The sequence below is a fragment of the Micromonospora sp. URMC 107 genome (assembly GCF_051386315.1).
Taxonomy (GTDB): domain Bacteria; phylum Actinomycetota; class Actinomycetes; order Mycobacteriales; family Micromonosporaceae; genus Micromonospora.
This window is the reverse complement of record NZ_JBPQTK010000016.1, coordinates 16,532-33,813: the sequence shown is the minus strand read 5'-3', so window position 1 is coordinate 33,813 and position 17,282 is coordinate 16,532. Positions and strand designations below refer to the sequence as shown.

14 protein-coding genes are annotated in these 17,282 nt (G+C 74.8%); 5 read left to right on the top strand and 9 right to left on the bottom strand.

The features are described from left to right. Positions 1 to 110: 110 nt before the first annotated feature. The gene (locus ACSNN9_RS06075) at positions 111 to 581 is read right to left on the bottom strand and encodes a hypothetical protein (protein WP_436671662.1); all 471 of its coding nucleotides are present in this window, start codon (positions 579 to 581) and stop codon (positions 111 to 113) included. A gap of 191 nt (positions 582 to 772) precedes the next feature. Between ACSNN9_RS06075 and ACSNN9_RS06070 the strand changes: the two genes are divergently transcribed. Together ACSNN9_RS06070 and ACSNN9_RS06065 are read left to right on the top strand one after the other, a co-directional pair. Beyond that, positions 773 to 1,786, top strand: coding sequence for an ADP-ribosylglycohydrolase family protein (locus tag ACSNN9_RS06070; protein ID WP_436671660.1), 1,014 nt, complete (start codon positions 773 to 775; stop codon positions 1,784 to 1,786). A 299-nt stretch (positions 1,787 to 2,085) separates the two neighbouring features. After that, the gene (locus ACSNN9_RS06065) at positions 2,086 to 2,547 is read left to right on the top strand and encodes a hypothetical protein (protein ID WP_436671711.1); all 462 of its coding nucleotides are present in this window, start codon (positions 2,086 to 2,088) and stop codon (positions 2,545 to 2,547) included. Between the two features lie 26 nt (positions 2,548 to 2,573). Here the strand turns inward: ACSNN9_RS06065 and ACSNN9_RS06060 are convergent, their stop codons facing one another. Both ACSNN9_RS06060 and ACSNN9_RS06055 read right to left on the bottom strand, forming a co-directional pair. Continuing rightward, positions 2,574 to 4,199, bottom strand: a complete 1,626-nt coding sequence (locus tag ACSNN9_RS06060; RefSeq protein WP_436671658.1) for an ABC transporter permease — start codon at positions 4,197 to 4,199, stop codon at positions 2,574 to 2,576. Beyond that, positions 4,196 to 5,167, bottom strand: a complete 972-nt coding sequence (locus ACSNN9_RS06055) for an ABC transporter ATP-binding protein (protein ID WP_436671656.1) — start codon at positions 5,165 to 5,167, stop codon at positions 4,196 to 4,198. The genes ACSNN9_RS06060 and ACSNN9_RS06055 overlap by 4 nt, the downstream gene beginning before the upstream one ends. A 107-nt stretch (positions 5,168 to 5,274) precedes the next feature. On the opposite strand from ACSNN9_RS06055, the gene ACSNN9_RS06050 reads away from it, so the two are divergent. Beyond that, positions 5,275 to 6,042: a TetR family transcriptional regulator gene (locus ACSNN9_RS06050; protein ID WP_436671654.1), complete on the top strand. Its 768-nt coding sequence runs from the start codon at positions 5,275 to 5,277 to the stop codon at positions 6,040 to 6,042. Between the two features lie 43 nt (positions 6,043 to 6,085). Here the strand turns inward: ACSNN9_RS06050 and ACSNN9_RS06045 are convergent, their stop codons facing one another. Continuing rightward, positions 6,086 to 7,879 carry an ABC transporter ATP-binding protein gene (locus ACSNN9_RS06045; protein WP_436671708.1) on the bottom strand — a complete coding sequence of 598 codons (1,794 nt, stop codon included), beginning with the start codon at positions 7,877 to 7,879 and terminating at the stop codon, positions 6,086 to 6,088. Between the two features lie 78 nt (positions 7,880 to 7,957). Here ACSNN9_RS06045 and ACSNN9_RS06040 point away from each other — a divergent pair, with 78 nt between their 5' ends. After that, a complete protein-coding gene (locus ACSNN9_RS06040) occupies positions 7,958 to 8,383 on the top strand; it encodes a MarR family winged helix-turn-helix transcriptional regulator (RefSeq protein ID WP_436671652.1) in 426 nt (141 codons plus the stop codon). Positions 8,384 to 8,571: 188 nt separating this feature from the next. Further along, complete coding sequence (locus tag ACSNN9_RS06035) at positions 8,572 to 10,356, top strand: N-acetylglutaminylglutamine amidotransferase (protein WP_436671650.1); 1,785 nt, start codon at positions 8,572 to 8,574, stop codon at positions 10,354 to 10,356. A 37-nt stretch (positions 10,357 to 10,393) separates the two neighbouring features. Here the strand turns inward: ACSNN9_RS06035 and ACSNN9_RS06030 are convergent, their stop codons facing one another. From ACSNN9_RS06030 to ACSNN9_RS06010, 5 genes are all read right to left on the bottom strand, one after another. After that, positions 10,394 to 11,527, bottom strand: coding sequence for a carboxylate-amine ligase (locus ACSNN9_RS06030; protein WP_436671649.1), 1,134 nt, complete (start codon positions 11,525 to 11,527; stop codon positions 10,394 to 10,396). Between the two features lie 101 nt (positions 11,528 to 11,628). Then, positions 11,629 to 12,840 (bottom strand): RNA polymerase sigma factor, encoded by a 1,212-nt coding sequence (locus ACSNN9_RS06025; protein WP_436671648.1) that lies wholly within the window; start codon positions 12,838 to 12,840, stop codon positions 11,629 to 11,631. A gap of 2 nt (positions 12,841 to 12,842) precedes the next feature. Further along, the gene (locus ACSNN9_RS06020; RefSeq protein WP_436671647.1) at positions 12,843 to 13,193 is read right to left on the bottom strand and encodes a YciI family protein; all 351 of its coding nucleotides are present in this window, start codon (positions 13,191 to 13,193) and stop codon (positions 12,843 to 12,845) included. A 117-nt stretch (positions 13,194 to 13,310) separates the two neighbouring features. Further along, positions 13,311 to 16,169: a hypothetical protein gene (locus ACSNN9_RS06015; RefSeq protein WP_436671644.1), complete on the bottom strand. Its 2,859-nt coding sequence runs from the start codon at positions 16,167 to 16,169 to the stop codon at positions 13,311 to 13,313. After that, positions 16,166 to 17,278 (bottom strand): ATP-binding protein, encoded by a 1,113-nt coding sequence (locus ACSNN9_RS06010; RefSeq protein WP_436671643.1) that lies wholly within the window; start codon positions 17,276 to 17,278, stop codon positions 16,166 to 16,168. The genes ACSNN9_RS06015 and ACSNN9_RS06010 overlap by 4 nt, the downstream gene beginning before the upstream one ends. Positions 17,279 to 17,282: the final 4 nt, after the last annotated feature.

Genomic DNA, 17,282 nt, shown 5'->3' with positions numbered 1-17,282 from the left:
CTGCGCCGGCCCCTACCCACAGGAGTCGCAGACACCGCTTGTCGGCAATTGGACGAAGCAGGTGGCACACACTGGCCGGCGGGGCTCGGGGGCCTGATCGCGTCGGCGCTTCAGGGTCTCCCGCAGTTTCGGCGCCAGCGCGGGTACACCGCCACCTGCCGGCAGAGCGGCCCCGAAGTGGCGGTAGCAGGCCAGCCGGGCCTGGGCGGCATGCTTCTCCCGGGCGATCTCGTCCGCCACCTGCGGTTCCTCGATGATCCGAAGGACCTCGTCGTATCCGGGGCCGACCGTCCCGTCCTCGCCCTCACCGCCAGCGCGCTCAGCGGCGGGTCACCCCGGCGGCGGGCCTCGTGGATGACCCGGTTGAGGACTTTCCCGATCCAGTTCTGCAGCAGGGCGGACGTCCGGATGCCGGAGGCGGCCTGGAACCTGTCCCTCAGCTCGCCGTAGGTGATGATCGCGTGGTAGCTCCGGGCCACCTCGACCAGGATGTCGTACGCGTGCTCGGCCCAGACGTCCCAGGCTTCCTGCGCGCTGATCTGGTCGCCGTTCTCCCGCCAGTACCCACGCTGTCGCAGCACGCTTGCCTCCTGCTCGGACGGTGCGGCCAACTCCGCGAGGTGAGCGTAGGTGCAGAGGCACGCTTCGGGGGTCCCTGCCATGCGAGCTACAACTGGCGCAGTGGCGTGGCCCGGTCTGCGGTCGCGACAGGGTGAGACGAAGCACGACCGGTACGGCGAGGCCGTGACATCGGATGAATATGCTTCCCAGGGTGACCAAGGTGACGGCGGAACAGCTCGCGACCGCTCGGGGCTGTGTGCTCGGGCTGATGCTCGGTGACGCCATGGGCGCGACGGGCGGCACGGTGCCGGCGTCCGGGCCGCTGCGGGCGACCAGCGCCGGTCAGCTCGCCTGCTTCACCATGGACGGCCTGATCCGCGCCCATGTCCGCCACCGGCACCGGGGCATCTGCCACCCGCCGAGCGTGGTGTGGGAGTCGTACCGGAGCTGGGCCGCGATCCAGGGCATCCCCGGCTTCACGGTCGACCACGGGGGCCACTCGCCGGCGGGCTGGCTGGCGAAGGTGCCGGCGCTGGCGGAGCGGCGCGGATCGGCGCCGGCGACGGTGGCGGCACTGCAACGCCGGAAGATGGGCACGGTCGACGAGCCCAACGGTACGAGCACCGGGGCGCACGCGCTCACCCGTACCCTGCCGGTCGGCCTCTACCCGTGCGATCCGGCCGAGATGGCCGCCCTCACGCACGCGGGTGATGCCGTGGGGGCGGCCGGGCTGGCCGGTGCGGTGATCCGGCTCCTCGCTGGGGACCACGGACTCGTCGAAGCCCTGGAGAGCGTGGCGTCGGAGCCCGGACAGTGGTCCGAGGCGGCGGAGCGGTCCCTGGCTCCGGCCCTGGCGGCGGCCCGGTCTGGCGCGGCCTCGGCGCACGAGCTGGCCCGCCTCGCCCCCGACGCGCGGGCGGTTTCCGCGCTGGCCGGCGGCGTCTACACCACAGCCTGCTTCCCGGGGCGGGAGACGGTGCGCGAGGCCCTTCTCTTCGCCGCCTCGGCCGGCGATGGCGGCCACGCCGCTACGGTGGCCGGCGCTCTGCTGGGTGCGGCGCACGGGCCGGACGCGCTTCCGGTCGACTGGCTGTCCCGGTTGGAGTTGGCCTGGACGGCCGACACGCTGGCCCGCGACCTCGTCACCGAACTGCACGACAGCCCGTCGGGAGGCGAGTACTTCCCGCCGACCGATCCCCACTGGCGGACCCGCTACCCCGGCTGACGTCGAGGGGCGGCCTGTGGGCCCCGTGCCGGACGCCTGGCACGGGACCAAGGCGCGGAGCGCCAGCACCGAGCGCTGTGCCGGCGGTGCCCGCACGTACGCCAGCGCCTCCCGTTCCTGCGGAAACCCCGGCGGCGGAGCCTCGTCCACCGGCCCGCCAGCGGCCACGGGACTCCTCCGGCGCGGGCTTGACCCTCGAGTGGGTCGAGCCCACAGCCTGTGCGGCGAGAGCCCGACGGCCGGCCGACCAGCCCCCGACCGCGAGGAGCACAGTGGACACGATCGACCCCGACGAGGTCATGGCGACCGTGGGCCGCGCCCTGGAACTGGGGCGGGCCGGCGACCGGAGCGCCGCACGCGACGCCCTCACCGAACTCTGGGACCGGGTCGGCGACACCGGGGACGCCCTGCACCGCTGCACCATCGCGCACCACCTGGCCGACCTTCAGGAGTCGGTCGCCGACGAGGTGACATGGGACCGCCGCGCGCTGGCCGCCGTCGCCGACCTCAGCGACGAGCGCGTCCAGCGGCACCACGCCTCGTTGCAGGTCCGCGCCTTCCTGCCGTCCCTGCACCTCAACCTCGCCGATGGCTACCGCCGTGCCGGCGAGGTCGCACGCGCCCGGCACCATCTGACGGTCGCGGCGCCCCTCGCCGCCGAGTTACCGGACGACGGGTACGGCACGATGATCCGCGACGCGATCGCACGGGTGACCGGGCTGCTCGACACCGGATCGCGGGAACCGCTCGCCGCCCCGTGACACCACGCGGGCCGCCCCGCACCCGGTCAGCTCGGGACGTCGCGGCGGCGGAAGCCGGCCGTCCCGGCCGCCAGCAGCGCCGCCGCCACCGCCGTCAGCACGACCAGCGGCAGCGCCGCCGGGTCGACCGCCGGCGCCGACGGCACATGGGTGTACGGCGACAGGTTCAGCGCCGCCTGCGGCAGGTCGAGCACCGCGCCGAGCTGCCCGAGCAGCAGGAACGCGATCAGCACCGCCCAGGACAGCGCCACCGACCAGCGGGGCAGCAGCCCGAACAGCGCCGTCACCACCCCGACGACCACCAGCAGGGCCGGCAGCCGTACCAGCGCCGCCCCGCCCAGCTCGACCGCCCGGCCGACGGGGTCGCCGGCGACCAGGCCGTAGCCGAGCCCGGTGGTGAGCCCGCCCAGCAGCACCAGGGCGAGCGCGCCGAGCGTCGCCGCGGCCACCTGGGTGGCCAGCCAGCGGGTACGGCCGACCGCGGTGGCCAGCACCGCCTCCAGCACCCCGTCGGTCTCGTCGCCGCGCGTGCGCAGCAGCGCCTGCACGACGTACGCCCCGATGGTCAGCGCGAACAGCCCCAGCATCGCCGCCAGGTACGCGTCGATCAGCCGCGCGCCGCCGCCCATGGCGCTGATCGCCTCGGCGGCGGCCGGGTTCTCCTCGATCATGGCGTTGAACTCGTCGCCGGCGATGCCCATCGAGAACCCGAGCACCGCCACCCCGACCGCCCAGCCGAGCAGCGCGCCGCGTTGCAACCGCCAGGCCAGCCCGGCGGGGCTGAGCAGCCCGGGCGCGGCGGTGGCCGGCCCGCGCCGGGGCGCGACGAGCCCGGCGCCGATGTCCCGCCGCTCGGCGAGGGCGTAGGCGCACGCCACCCCGGCAACCAGCAGCGCGACGGGCAGCGCCAGCACCCACCAGCGTTCGCCGCCGAAGGCGCGCACCTGGTTGCCCCAGCCGAGCGGCGAGAGCCAGGACGGCCAGGCGCTGACCACCCGCAGGCCGCCGTCGGTCTGCTCGCCCAGGACGTCACCGGCCGCGCGGAGCAGGAAGGCGATCCCGACGGCGGCGGCGGCGAGCGCGTTGGCGCCCCGGGAGGTGACCGACAGCTGCGCGGTGACGGCGGCGACGCCGGTGAACGCCACCCCGACGCCACCGACGGCGGCGGCCGCGGCGACGGACCCGGCGAGTGGCAGGCCGGCGCCGGCCAGGGCGGCGGCGAGCAGGACCGCGGCGGCCACGTTCGCCGTGACGACCACCAGCAGGGCGGCGGTGAGCAGCGCGTACCGGCCGACGACGGAGGCGCCGAGCAGCTCCGCCCGGCCGGTCTCCTCGTTCTGCCGGGTGTGCCGCACCACCGCGAAGGTGCTCAGCAGCGCGGCGAGCAGGGCCAGCGTCACGTACGTCTCGGCGACCACCACCGCCCCGAGGTCCGTGCCGACGATCGGCCCGTTGAACGCGCGGGCGACCAGGCTGGACGCCGACGTGCTGGCGTACCCGACGCGGGCCGCCTCGTCCGGGTAGAAGCCCTTGACGCTGCCGGCGAGGGCGTAGCCGAGCAGGGGCGTGCCGAGCACCCAGACGGCGAGCCGGACCCGGTCGCGGCGCAGCACGAGCCGGGCGAGCCGCCCGGTGCCGGTGAACGCGCTCACCGGGCACCCGCCGGGCGGTCGGCGCCGGGGCGGTGGCCGTCGGTCGGGCCCGCCACGGGCGCGGAGGGGCCGGCGGCGACGGCGGCGCGCTCGTCGCCGTAGTGGCGCAGGAACAGCTCCTCCAGGGTGGGCGGGGCACTGGTCAGCGCGCGGACGCCGAAGCCGACGAGGTGCCCGAGCAGTTCGTCGAGGTGGGCGGGCTCGACCTCCAGGTGGGTGCGCCCGTCGACCTCGCGCACCTCGTGGACGCCGGGCAGGGCGTCCAGGCCCGTCGCCGGTCGCGCGGTCTCGACCGTCACCGCCGTACGCGTCAGGTGGCGCAGCTCGGTCAGGGTGCCGGACTCGACGGTGCGGCCCTCGCGGATGATGCTGACCCGGTCGCAGAGCGCCTCGACCTCGGCCAGCACGTGGCTGGAGAGCAGGACGGTGGCGCCGTCGCGCTTGAGCTGGCGGACCTCGTCCTGGAACACGGCCTCCATCAGTGGGTCGAGCCCGGAGGTCGGCTCGTCGAGCACGTAGAGCTCGACGTTCGAGGCGAAGGCGGCGACGATGGCGACCTTCTGCCGGTTGCCCTTCGAGTAGGTGCGGCACTTGCGCGTCGGGTCGAGGTCGAAGCGCTCCAGCAGGGCGGCGCGGCGGCGCCGGTCGAGGCCGCCGCGCAGCTGGCCGAAGAGGTCGATCGCCTCGCCGCCGGAGAGGTTGGGCCACAGGTTCACGTCGCCGGGCACGTACGCCAGGCGGCGGTGCAGCGCGACCGCGTCCCGCCAGGGGTCGGCGTCGAACACCCGCACGTCGCCCGCGTCGCGGCGCAGCAGGCCGAGCAGGACGCGGATCGTGGTGGACTTGCCGGAGCCGTTGGGGCCGAGGAAGCCGTGCACCTCCCCCGCCCCGACCCGCAGGTCGAGCCCGTCGAGCGCGCGGACGCTGCCGAATGTCTTGACCAGGTCCTCGATGGAGATGACGGGCATGACCCCTCCTGCCGCTGGTGGTGCCAACGACCCCACTGTATTGACCGATGGTCAGTCGAATCAACAGTGTCGCCTGCCACCGGTCAGTCGCGGCTAGGCTTGCCGCCATGACCGTCGAGGCGCCCGACGACACGCGTACCCGGATCCTGCGCGCCGCGCTCGACCTGTTCGCCGAGCACGGCTACCAGCGCACGCCGCTGCGGCAGATCGGCGAGCGGCTGCGGCTGACCAAGGCCGCGATCCTCTACCACTTCCCCACCAAGGAGCACCTGCTCACCGCCCTGATCGAGCCGCTGGTGTCCGACCTGGAGGCGCTGCTGGCCGCTGCCGAGGCGGGGCCGCCCGAGCGGGCCCGCGCGACGGTGCTGGAGGGGTGGGTGGACACCATGCTGGCCCACCGCCGCCCCCTCGGCATGCTCTTCCACGACATCGCCCTCGTCACGCGCGGCGACACCTACCACCGTCTGATGCGGATCGCGATGCGGGCCAACGACCTGATCGCCGGGGTGGACGCGGGGCGCCGGGAGCGGGTGCGGGCGGTGCAGGCGGTCGCCATGTGCAGCGACCCGGTCGTCTTCTTCGCCGACGTGCCGAACGCGGTGCTGCGGGCCGACATGCTCGACGGGGTACGCCGCCTGCTCGGCGACCCGCCGGTCGACTCCGACCCGACCGGCGACTCCGGCCCGGTTGGCGACACGGGCACGGCGGGGGTTCGGCGCCGGCCCGGGCGACCACGGGCGATGGGTCCGGAGCAGGTCGAGACGGCCCGACGGATGCACGCCGAGGGCGCCCACACGGCGGACGAGATCGCCGCCGCGCTCGGCGTCTCGCGGGCCACCCTCTACCGGCACCTCGACCCGGCCACCGGGGAATAATGAGACGGATATTGCGACGATTGTGAGACGGTGCCGCTGGCCGTCAGGCGGCGAGGGTGGCGTAGCGGCCGGCGCGCTCCAGCAGGCCGTCGTGGCTGCCGGATTCGACGATCCGGCCGTGGTCGAGCACGGCGATCCGGTCCGCGTTGCGCACCGTGGAGAGCCGGTGCGCGATGGTGATGGTGGTGCGGCCCCGGGCCACCTCGTCGAACGCCCGCTGCACGGCGCGTTCGGTCTCGGTGTCCAGCGCGCTCGTGGCCTCGTCGAGGATCAGGATGCGCGGGTCGCGCAGCAGCGTACGGGCGATCGCGAGGCGCTGCTTCTCGCCGCCGGAGAAGCGGTGGCCCCGTGAGCCGACGACCGTGTCGTACCCGTCGGGCAGCCCGGCGATCAGGTCGTGGATCTGGGCGGCGCGGGCGGCGGCTTCGATCTCGGCGTCGGTGGCGTCCGGGCGGGCGTAGCGCAGGTTCTCCCGCACGGTGGTGTGCAGCAGGTACGTCTCCTGGCTGACCACGCCGACGATCGCGGCCAGGTCGGCCAGGCGCAGGTCGCGCAGGTCGACGCCGTCGACGGTGATCCGGCCGCTCGTCGGATCGTGCAGCCGGCTGACGAGCGCGGCCAGGGTGCTCTTGCCGGAGCCGGTCTCGCCGACCAGGGCCAGGCCGGTGCCGGCCGGCACGTCGAGGGTGATCCCCGCGACGGCGGCGGTGTCGCTGCCCGGGTAGCGGAAGGTGACGTCGGTGAGGCGCAGCTCGCCCCGGACCCGGCGGGGGTCGACGTCGACCGGCTCGGCGGGGTCGTCCACCTCGACCGGCAGGTCCAGGTACTCGAAGATCCGGGCGAACAGCGCCAGCGAGGCGGTCACCGAGACACCCACGTTGAGCAGGCCCATCAGCGGGCGGAACAGCCCGCCCTGCAACGCGGTGAAGGCGACCAGCGTGCCGATGCTGAGCGTGCCGGCGGCACCGGGCAGGCCGGCGCTGAGGTAGATGACTGCCGGGATGGCGGCGAAGACGACGCTCATCGTGGCCATCCGCCAGCGTCCGGCGAGTTCGGAGCGCAGCTCCAGGTCGACCAGGCGGGCCGACGAGGCGGCGAAGCGCGCGGCCAGGACGGGTCCGGTGCCGAGGGTCTTGGCCAGGTGCACGCCGCTGACCGAGAGCCCCTCGTCCACCGTGACGTTGAGGTCGGCGAGCTCGCGCTGGCGCTGCGCGGTGATCTCGCGGCGCAGGTGGGCGACCCGGCGGGTCAGCCAGATGGCCGGCGGCAGCACGACGAGGGAGACCAGGGAGAGCCGCCAGGAGAGCGCGACCATCGCCGCCGCGGTGGCGACCACGGTGGTCAGGTTGGCCGCGATCGAGGTGGCGGTCGAGGTGACCACGCTCTGCATGCCGCCGATGTCGTTGGTGATCCGGGACTGCACCTCGCCGGTGCGGGTGCGGGTGAAGAACGCCAGCGACTGCCGTTGCAGGTGGGTGAAGACGTCGGTGCGCAGCCGGTGCATGACCTGCTGGCCGACCCGGGTGGAGATCCAGGTCTGCGCCACGCCGAGCACCGAGGTCACGGCGGCCACCGCGACCATGCCGGCCACCAGCCCGACCAGCAGCGTCAGGTCGCGCTCCGGCAGGGCCCGGTCGATCACGGCACGCAGCAGGAAGGGAGAGGCCATGGCGAGCACCGAGGAGACCACGATGATCGCGGTGACGGCGGCGAGCGCTCCCCGGTGCCGGGCGAAGAGCGCGCCGATGCGCCGCAGCGACACCTGGCGCGCCTGCTCCTTCTCGGCGGCGCTGACCTTGCGGGGGCCGCGGTCGCGGCCGGAGGGGACGGGTTCCAAGGGATGATTCCTCACGTAGGCAATGCTGAGGTTACCTCAACATGAGGGAGCAACAGCTTCCGCTGCTACGGTATTCCCGTGACGGCAGACACCGACAGCAGCGAGGACGGCCTGGCCGAGGCGTTCCGGGCGGTGACCCGGCGGCTGCGCCACCGCACGGGCGAGGCGCTCGCGCCCTGGGACGTGACGCCCGGCCAGTCCCGGGCGCTCGGCGTGCTGCTCCGGCACGGCGCGCTGCGACTCAGCGCGCTCGCCGAGCACCTGCGCATCGCCCCGCGCTCCGCCACCGAGGTCGTGGACGACCTCGAGGCGCGCGGGCTCGTGCGGCGCCGGCCCGACCCGGTGGACCGGCGCGCCACCCTGGTCGCGCCGACCGAGGAGGGCACGCGCGCCGGCGCCGCCATCCACGCCGCCCGCCGGGCCGCCGCCGAGGAGCTGTTCGGCCGGCTCGCACCCGCCGACCGGGAACAGCTCGCCCGCATCCTGCGTACGCTGCGCGACTGACCGGCCGCCCACCGCCCGGCGCCCGCGATCGGGTGCCGCCGGGGTTTGCCGCCCCCGGTGACGGGTAGCCCAGCCGCCCGTCCTGCCGACGGGATCGGACCCCTCGAAGCGGGCGGTCCGGCACCTCAGACGCCGACAGGAGTGGTGACGGTGGGTCCGGTGTCCCGCAAGTCCGGTGGCCGCTGACGATGTGCGGCATCAGCGGCGAGGCCAGGTTCGACGGATCGACGCCGGACGCCGACGCGGTGACCCGGATGAGCGAGGCGATGCGCTCCCGCGGCCCCGACGGCGAGGGCCTCTTCACCGACGGCTGGGTCACCCTCGGGCACCGCCGGCTCACCGTCATCGACCTCACCGAGGCCGGCTCCCAGCCGATGGTCCGGGAGGACCTCGGGTTGGCGCTGGTCTTCAACGGCTGCGTCTACAACTATCCCCAGCTGCGCGAGGAGCTGCGCGACGCCGGCCACACCTTCCACTCCACCAGCGACACCGAGGTCGTCCTGGTGGCCTACGCGCAGTGGGGCGAGGACTTCGTCGCGCACCTGGTCGGCATGTTCGCCGTCGTGCTGGTGGACCGCAGGCGGCGTCGGCTGGTGCTCGCCCGCGACCGGCTCGGCATCAAGCCGCTCTACCTGGCGGAGTCACCCGGCCGGCTGCGCTTCGCCTCCACCCTGCCGGCGCTGCTGCGCGCGGGCGACGTGGACACCACGATCGACCCGGTGGCGCTGCACCACTACCTCTCCTGGCACTCCATCGTGCCGGCCCCCCGGACCGTCCTGCGCGGGGTGCGCAAGCTCCCCCCGGCCACCGTGCGCGTCGTCGAGGCCGACGGGCGCAGCCGCCAGCACGTCTACTGGCGGCCCGACTACACCCGGGACCCCGCCCACGCAGGCATGGACGCCGGGGACTGGCAGGCCGCCGTCGGGGAGGCGCTGCGCGAAGCGGTACGCCGGCGGCTCGTCGCCGACGTCCCCGTCGGCGTGCTGCTCTCCGGCGGCCTGGACTCCAGCATGATCGTGGCCCTGCTCGCCGAGGCCGGGCAGCAGCACCTCCAGACCTTCAGCATCGGCTTCGACAGCCGCGGCGGCGAGGCCGGCGACGAGTTCCACTACTCCGACCTGGTCGCCCGCGCCTTCGGCACCGACCACCACCGCATCCGGCTCGCCGACGACGACCTCGTCCCGGCGGTACGGCGCACCGTGCACGCGATGACCGAGCCGATGGGCAGCCACGACGTGGTCGCCTTCCACCTGCTCTCCGAGCAGGTGGCCCGGCACGTCAAGGTGGCCCAGTCCGGCCAGGGCGCCGACGAGGTCTTCGCCGGCTACGGCTACCACCAGCCCCTCGCGCGGGTGCCCCGCGACGGCGCGGCGGCGGCCTTCGCCGACGCGTTCTTCGACCGGGACCACGCCGAGCTGAACCGGGTGGTCGACCCGGCGTACGCCTGCGACCGCGACGCCAGCCGCGAACTGCTCGCGGCGGACCTGGCCGCGCCCGGCGCGGAGACCGCGCTGGACGCGGTGCTGCGCCTGGACACCCACCTGATGCTCCCCGACGACCCGGTCAAGCGGGTGGACAGCATGAGCATGGCCTGGGGGTTGGAGGTGCGCACCCCCTTCCTCGACCAGGACCTGGTCGCCCTGGCGGCGGCCTGCCCGCCCGAGCACAAGGTGGCCGACGGCGGCAAGGGCGTGCTCAAGGCGGTGGCCCGCCAGGTGCTGCCCGCCGAGGTCGTCGACCGGCCGAAGGGCTACTTCCCGGTGCCGGCGCTGCGCAACGTCGACGGGCCGGTGCGCCAGCTCGTCGCCGAGGCCCTCGCCGCCCCGGCCGCCCGCGAGCGGGGCCTGTTCCGCCGCGAGGCCGTCGCCGAGCTGCTGGCCGAGCCGGACCGCGCGCAGGCCGCCGCCGGCAGCAACAAGCTCTGGCAGCTCGGCCTGCTGGAACTCTGGCTCCAGTCCCACGACGTCCGCTGACCGGGCACGGCGGGGCGCAGCCCGGCGTCCTGCCGGATCAGCCGGCGCGGGTCTCGGCGGCCAGGTGGTCCAGGACGGCGCGCACGTCGTCGCCGGTACGCGCCATGACGCGGCGTTGGCGGGTGGCGCCGTTGCCGTCCCGGCGCAGCCGCACCAGCTGGTCGCGTACGTAGTCGAGGTCGCCGTGCCGGGCCAGGGCCGGCGCGACCGTGTCGACCAGTTCGCCGACCAGGTCCCAGGCGGGCCGGGCGACGCCGGCGCGCAGGTCGATCAGGTCGCCCTCCAGCCCGTCGTGGGCGGCCCGCCAGTGCGCGGCGGAGACCAGGCAGTCCCGGATCCGTCGGGCGGGGACCCCGGCGCGGACGTCGTCGGCCATCGTCGCGACGAGCGCGCGGACCAGCCCGGCGACCAGCACGGTGTCGTCCACGGCCGGGCAGACGTCGCCCACCCGCACCTCCACCGTGGGGTACGCGGCCGACGGGCGCGCGTACCAGTAGACCATCGCCGCGTCGAGCATGATCCCGGCGTTGATCAGCTCCGCCACCGTCGCCTCGTAGTCGGCGACCGACTCGAAGTGCGGGGTCGGCCCGATGCTGGGCCAGCGTTCCAGCTGCATGGAGCGCCAACTCGCGTGCCCGGTGTCCCGGCCGTCGTGCAGCGGCGAGTTGGCGGTGATCGCCTGCACCACCGGCAGCCACGGACGCAGGTGGTTGCAGACCTGGACGGCCAGTTCGCGGTCGGGCATCCCGACGTGCACGTGGCAGCCGCAGACGGCCGGGTCGTGCGCGACCGGCCCGAACCGCCGGGACATGGCGTGGTAGCGGGGTTTGTCCGGCACCGTCCGGTGCGGCTCGTGCACGGGCGTGGCACCGACCGCGACGAGCCGGGCCCCGGCGGCCTCGGCGGCGTCGCCGGCGGAGCGGCGCAGCGCCACCAGGTGCGCGCGCAGGTCGGCCAGGTCGGCGGTGACCGGCGTGACCATCTCCACCATGCTGTGCCGGAACTCCTGGCGGCTCTGGTCCCGCGCGCTGCCGGACAGGGCGGTGAGCACCCGGTCGGCGACCGGCAGGCTCTCCCCGGTCCGCGGGTCGAGCAGGAGGTACTCCTCCTCGACCCCGAGCGTCAGCGTGGCCTGGTCGGAAGCGGTGGCAGGTGCCGGACGGTACGTCATGGGCGCTCGCGTCCGTTCGTCGGGCGGCGCGCCGGGCGCCGCGCTGCCGGACAACCCGGGTTCCCGGCCCGCCGCGCGGGCAAACGCGCAGGACGAGGGCGTCATCCGCCCGTCAGCACCGAGGCCGCCCGGCGGTCCAGGAAGGCGCGTTCGGCCGCGTTGTCCGTCCGCTCGGCGGCCGCCCGGTACGCCTGCGCCGCCTCCCCCGCCCGGCCGAGCCGCCGCAGCAGGTCCGCCCGGACGGCGTGGAACACGTGGTAGCCGGCCAGGTCGAGGCGCTCGACGGCGGCCAGCGCCGCGGCCGGCCCGGCCACCTCGGCGAGCGCGACGGCCCGGTGCAGCGCCACCACCGGCCCGGGGGCGTACGCGGTGAGCTGGTCGTACAGCGTGAGGATCTGCGCCCAGTCGGTGCCGGCGGTGTCGGGCGCGTCGCTGTGCACGGCGGCGATCGCGGCCTGGATCTGGTACGGCCCGGGACGGTTGCGGCGCAGGCAGCGGCGGACGAGGGCCTGCCCCTCGGCGACGAGCCCGGCGTCCCACCGGCGGCGGTCCTGCTCGGGCAGCGGCACCAGCGCGCCGTCGGCCGTGGTGCGGGCGGGGCGGCGCGCCTCGGTGAGCAGCATCAGCGCCAGCAGCCCCAGCGCCTCCGGCTCGTCCGGCATGAGCTCCACCAGCAGCCGGCCCAGCCGGATCGCCTCGGCGCACAGGTCGTCGCGGACGAGCCGGTCGCCGGAGCTGGCGGTGTGCCCCTCGGTGAAGATCAGGTAGAGCACGGTCAGCACGGCGGAGAGCCGATCGGGCAGGTCGGCGTCGCCGGGCACCCGGTACGGGATCCCGGCGTCGCGGATCTTGGCCTTGGCGCGGACGATCCGCTGGGCCATGGTCGCCTCCGACACCAGGAACGCGCGGGCGATCTCGGCGGTGCCCAGCCCGCCCAGCAGCCGCAGGGTCAGCGCCACCCGGGCGGCGGGGCCGAGCGCCGGATGGCAGCAGGTGAAGATCAGGCGGAGCCGGTCGTCGCGCACGGGTCCCTCCTCGGCCGGTACGTCGCGGACGTGCAGCAGGGCCGCCTGGGCGTGCCGGTCGGCGCGGGAGGCCTCCCGCCGCAGCCGGTCGACGGCCCGGTTCCGGGCGGTGGTGATGATCCAGCCGGCCGGGCTCGGCGGCGGCCCGGTCTCGGGCCACCGCGCCACCGCCACCGTGAACGCCTCCTGCACCGCCTCCTCGGCGAGGTCGATGTCGCCGAGGAGGCGGACCAGGACGGCGACCGCGCGGCCGTACTCCGCGCGGAACACCGCCTCCACGTCGGACAAGCTCAGTCCTCGCCCTGGAAGGGGCGCACCTCGATCGGCAGGGTGGTGGCGAGCGCGTACCGGCGGCCCCAGGCGAGCGCGGCGTCGAGGTCGGGCGCCCGGAGGATGGTGAAGCCGCCGAGGTACTCCTTGCCCTCGACGAACGGCCCGTCGGTGACCAGCACCTCGCCGTCGGACGGCCGCAGCACGGTCGCCGTGTCCGGCGCGTGCAGCCCCTGGCCGAACACCCAGCAGCCGGCCGCCTCCAACTCCTCCCGGATGGCGCCCAGCTCGCGCATCACCCCGGCCAGGAACTCCGGGTCGGGCGTTCCCTCGCCGTCGGGGTGGTAGATGCTGAGCAGGTACTGCTTCATGGCCTCTCCTCGCGTCGGCGGCCGGCGGAACCCCCGGCCTCTCATCCTCCACACGAACGGAGCGGGCCCGGATCGACGACCCGCCGGAAATCCGTCCGCCGCCGGTCGGATCCCCGGTCAGCGCGGGGTCGCCGCCAGCAGGTCGGCCACGGCGTCGACGGTCTCCGGATGCGCGGCCAGCAGGGCGGTCAGCCCGGCGGGGACGGCGGTGGCGGTGGCGCCCGGCTCGCGCCAGCCGCCGTCGCAGCCGAGCAGCGCGGCGACGGCGTCCACGCTCTGCGGGTGGCCCGCCAGCAGGGAGGTCACCGGCCCGGACACCACGGCGGGCACCGTCGGCGCCGGCGGTGCCGCCGAGGCCGACCACGGCGGCACCCAGGCGTCCAGCGCGGCCAGTGAACCCGGGAACGTGCGCCCCGCCTCCCGCACCAGCAGCGGCACCAGCTCCGCGCCGTGCTCGCGCAGGGTGGTGATCAGCGTGGGCAGCCAGGGCAGCAGGACCGGGTCGGGCAGCCGGGCGAACGCGGACGACATCACCTCCACGACGAACGGGGCGAGCCCCGGCACCGGCTCCAGGGCCTGCACGAAGCCGCTGAGGTACTGCGGGAAGGCGGGCACCACCAGCGGGTTGGCGAGCAGCGCGGCACACCGCTCGCGCAGCTCGGCCAGGGGCAGCAGGCCCAGCTGGTGCCGGGCGGCCCAGAGCAGCGCCACCTTGGCCGGCGTCTCCGGGTGGGACTGCGCGACGGCGAGTTCGAGCTGGGACCGGTCGCAGCCCAGGGAGAGCGCCAGGCTCTCCATGCTGAACAGGAAGCCCAGCATGGCGCCGACCTGGCGGACGCCGCTCTCCTCGTCGAGGAAGGCGGTGGGCAGCAGGGTGCAGTAGTGCGCGTACCCGGTGGTCACGAACGCCTCGCACCAGGCCGGCAGCGGCCCGGTGGCGCGGTGGTGGGCCAGCAGCCGCCGGATCCGGCGCAGCACCTCGGGGGCGTCGTCGACGGTGCGTTCGGCGGCGAGCAGCTCCACCGCCCGGGTGCCCAGCTCGTCGACCAGGCGCGGGCTGTCGAGCAGCCGGATGGCGTCCTCGACGGCCTCCAGCGCGACCGAGGCCGTCGCGTTCGGGCCCCGGACGGCGCGGCGCAGGCGCTGCTCCAGCACCTGCTCGACCGTCACCCCCTCGTAGCCCAGCTCGATGAGCGCCCGTTGGCTGCGGCCGAGGGCCAGGTCCCAGCTCTCCTGGATCGAGCGGTGCCCCAACCGGCGTTCGCCCATGATGGGCCGGACCGCGTCGCGGGGCAGCAGGTGCCGCAGCCGCCACAGCAGGTCCGAGCAGGGCACCAGCTCGGGGTTGGCCCGAAGGTCCACCAGGGCCCGCTGGATCGTGCGCTTCTCCAGGTCCAGCCCGAGCGGGCCGAGCCGGTCGTGGACGTCGCGGGCGAGCGGCGGAAGGGCCTCGTAGCCCACCTGACCGACCCGGTCGCCCCCGAAGAGGATCTCGCAGAGCCGGCGGACGTCCCGGCGGCCCGGGACGACGTCCTTCTCGATGCAGGTCACCGCCGCGTCGGCGAAGTCGTAGGGCGTGGGGCGGGCGCGGTTGCGCAGGCCGGCGAGGAGGATCGACGTCTCGAAGACGGCGATCGCGTCGGCGGTGCTGGCCAGGTAGCCGTTGCGCCGGGCCAGCCGGACGATGTCGACGCACCAGCCCCGCAGCTCCGCCTCGTCCAGGCCCTGCGCCGCCGGCGGCCGGGCGAGGTAGCCCGAGAGCCGGTCGGTGACTCCGGCGGCGGGCGCGGGGGCCGGGGTGGCCCGGCGGCGGCCGGCGGTGCGGGTGCGGCCGCCGCGCTGCCCCTCCAGCCGGAACGGGCTCAGCCCGGTGCGGGCGACCGCCTTGGTCCAGGTGGCGGCGGCGATCGACACCGAGCCGGGGGCGAGGCCGAACTGCGCCTCGATGGCGGAGTGGCTGGACGGAATCAGGCCGTAGTGCCACCGGGTGCCGGTGCGGGGGCCGATGTCGAACGGGGCGTCGGCCCGCAGCCCGAACTGCTCCACCCGGCTGGCGGCGTGGAACGCGCCGCAGACGTAGAGGCAGTCGGCGGGGTCGGCGCCGGAGGCCGCGAGGTGCTGCCGCATCCGGGTCCACATGTAACGCTCGCGGTCCTCGTCCCGGTCACGGGCGTCCGACCCGGCCGGGCGCAGCCGCCGGAACAGGCTGCCGATCAGCACCATCACCTGCCGGTAGGTGTCGTGGTCGGCGTCGGCCAGCGGCTGCTCGACGTACTGGTCCCACCACTCCGACCAGTGCCGGACCTTGCCGTGGTGCAGCAGGTAGGCCTCCAGCTCCGCGAAGCGGGGCCGCAGGTCGCCGATCTCGACGCCGATGGCGTCGCCGTGCAGGGCCGCTTCCTCCCCCGCCGGCGCGGCGGCCTCGACGTCCCCGCCGGACGGGGCCTCCTCGGCGGTGCCGGGCGGGGCCTTGTCGGCGGTGCCGGGCGGGCGGGGCAGCCACTGGAAGACGTGGTCGGTCGACCGGTCCACCAGCACCAGCTCGACGCCCGGCGTCTCCAGCGCGTACGCGATGGCCTGGTATTCGGCGCTGGCCTCGGTGATCGGCGCGACCACGCTGAGCGGCCCCCAGTCGGCCGGGAAGCCGTCCAGCTCCGAGGCGAACGCCTGCACGGCCACCGGGAGGCGGCAGTTGCGCAGCTCGCCCAGCAGCGGCTGGAGGTCCTCGCAGAGCTCCAGGTAGATCACCTTCGGCTGCTTCGCGCGGAGCCTGCGGACCATGGCCAGCGCGGACGACGGGGAGTGGTGGCAGACCGGGAAGATCTCCAGTTCCTCGCCGAGGGCACGGTCGACGTCGTCGACCATGCCGGCCAGGATCTCCGCGACGGCACCCGAGCTGCCGGCGAAGGCGCTGGCGGCGGCGGTGAGCTGCTCCCGCAGCGCGCCGAACGGCCCGGCCGTGGTCGGGGCGGTCACGACAGGGAGGCGATCGCCTGGCGGCCGCCGTCCAGGAAGCCCTCCCAGGGGCCCCCGTCCTGCTTGGCGCGCGGCTCGACCACCCCGTGCAGGTACTTGTTGAGGATCGCCAGGTCCTCCGGGCTGCGCCGGGCCAGCGAGCCCACCAGCGACCCGGCCAGCGTCGCGGCGCGCAGGGTGCGGTCGCCGAAGAACTGGCTGTGCAGGATGGCGTCCTCCAGGACACCGATCTGCTCGGCGGTGGACAGCGCCGACTCCAGCTTCTCGTCGTCGCTGGTCGCCGAGGAGGCGGCGGCGCGCAGGTCGGCGAAGCTCTGCAACAGGATGTCCAGCAGGGTGGGTGGCACGTCGAGCGTGATCTGGTGCCGGCGCAGCAGTTCCTCCGTGCGGAAGCGGACGATCTCCGCCTCGCTGCGCTTGTTGGTCACCACGGGAATCCGGACGAAGTTGAACCGCCGCTTGAGCGCGGAGGAGAGGTCGTTCACGCCCCGGTCCCGACTGTTCGCGGTGGCGATGATCGAGAAGCCCGGCTTGGCGAAGACGATGTTGTCGTGGTCCAGCTCCGGAATGGAGACGTACTTCTCCGACAGGATCGAGATCAGCGCGTCCTGCACGTCACTGGTGGAGCGGGTCAGCTCCTCGAACCGGCCGATGGTGCCCTGCTCCATCGCCGTCATGATGGGCGAGGGGATCATGGACTCCCGGGACTGCCCCCGAGCGATGACCATGGAGACGTTCCACGAGTACTTGATGTGGTCCTCGGTGGTGCCGGCGGTGCCCTGGACCACGAGGGTCGAGTTGCGGCTGACGGCGGCGGCCAGCAGCTCGGCCAGCCAGCTCTTGCCGGTGCCCGGGTCGCCGATCAGCAGCAGGCCCCGGTCCGACGCCAGGGTCACGATGCTGCGTTCGACGAACGTGCGGTCGCCGAACCACTTCTGCGGGATCTCCCGGTCGAGGCCGTCGGCCCGTTCCGAGCCGAGGATGAACAGTCGGACCATCCGCGGGCTCAGCCGCCACGAGAATGGCTTCGGGTCGGTGTCGACCGACTCCAGGAAGTCGAGTTCCTCGGCGTACTTGACCTCGGCGGGGGCGCGGAGCATCTCGGACATGAGG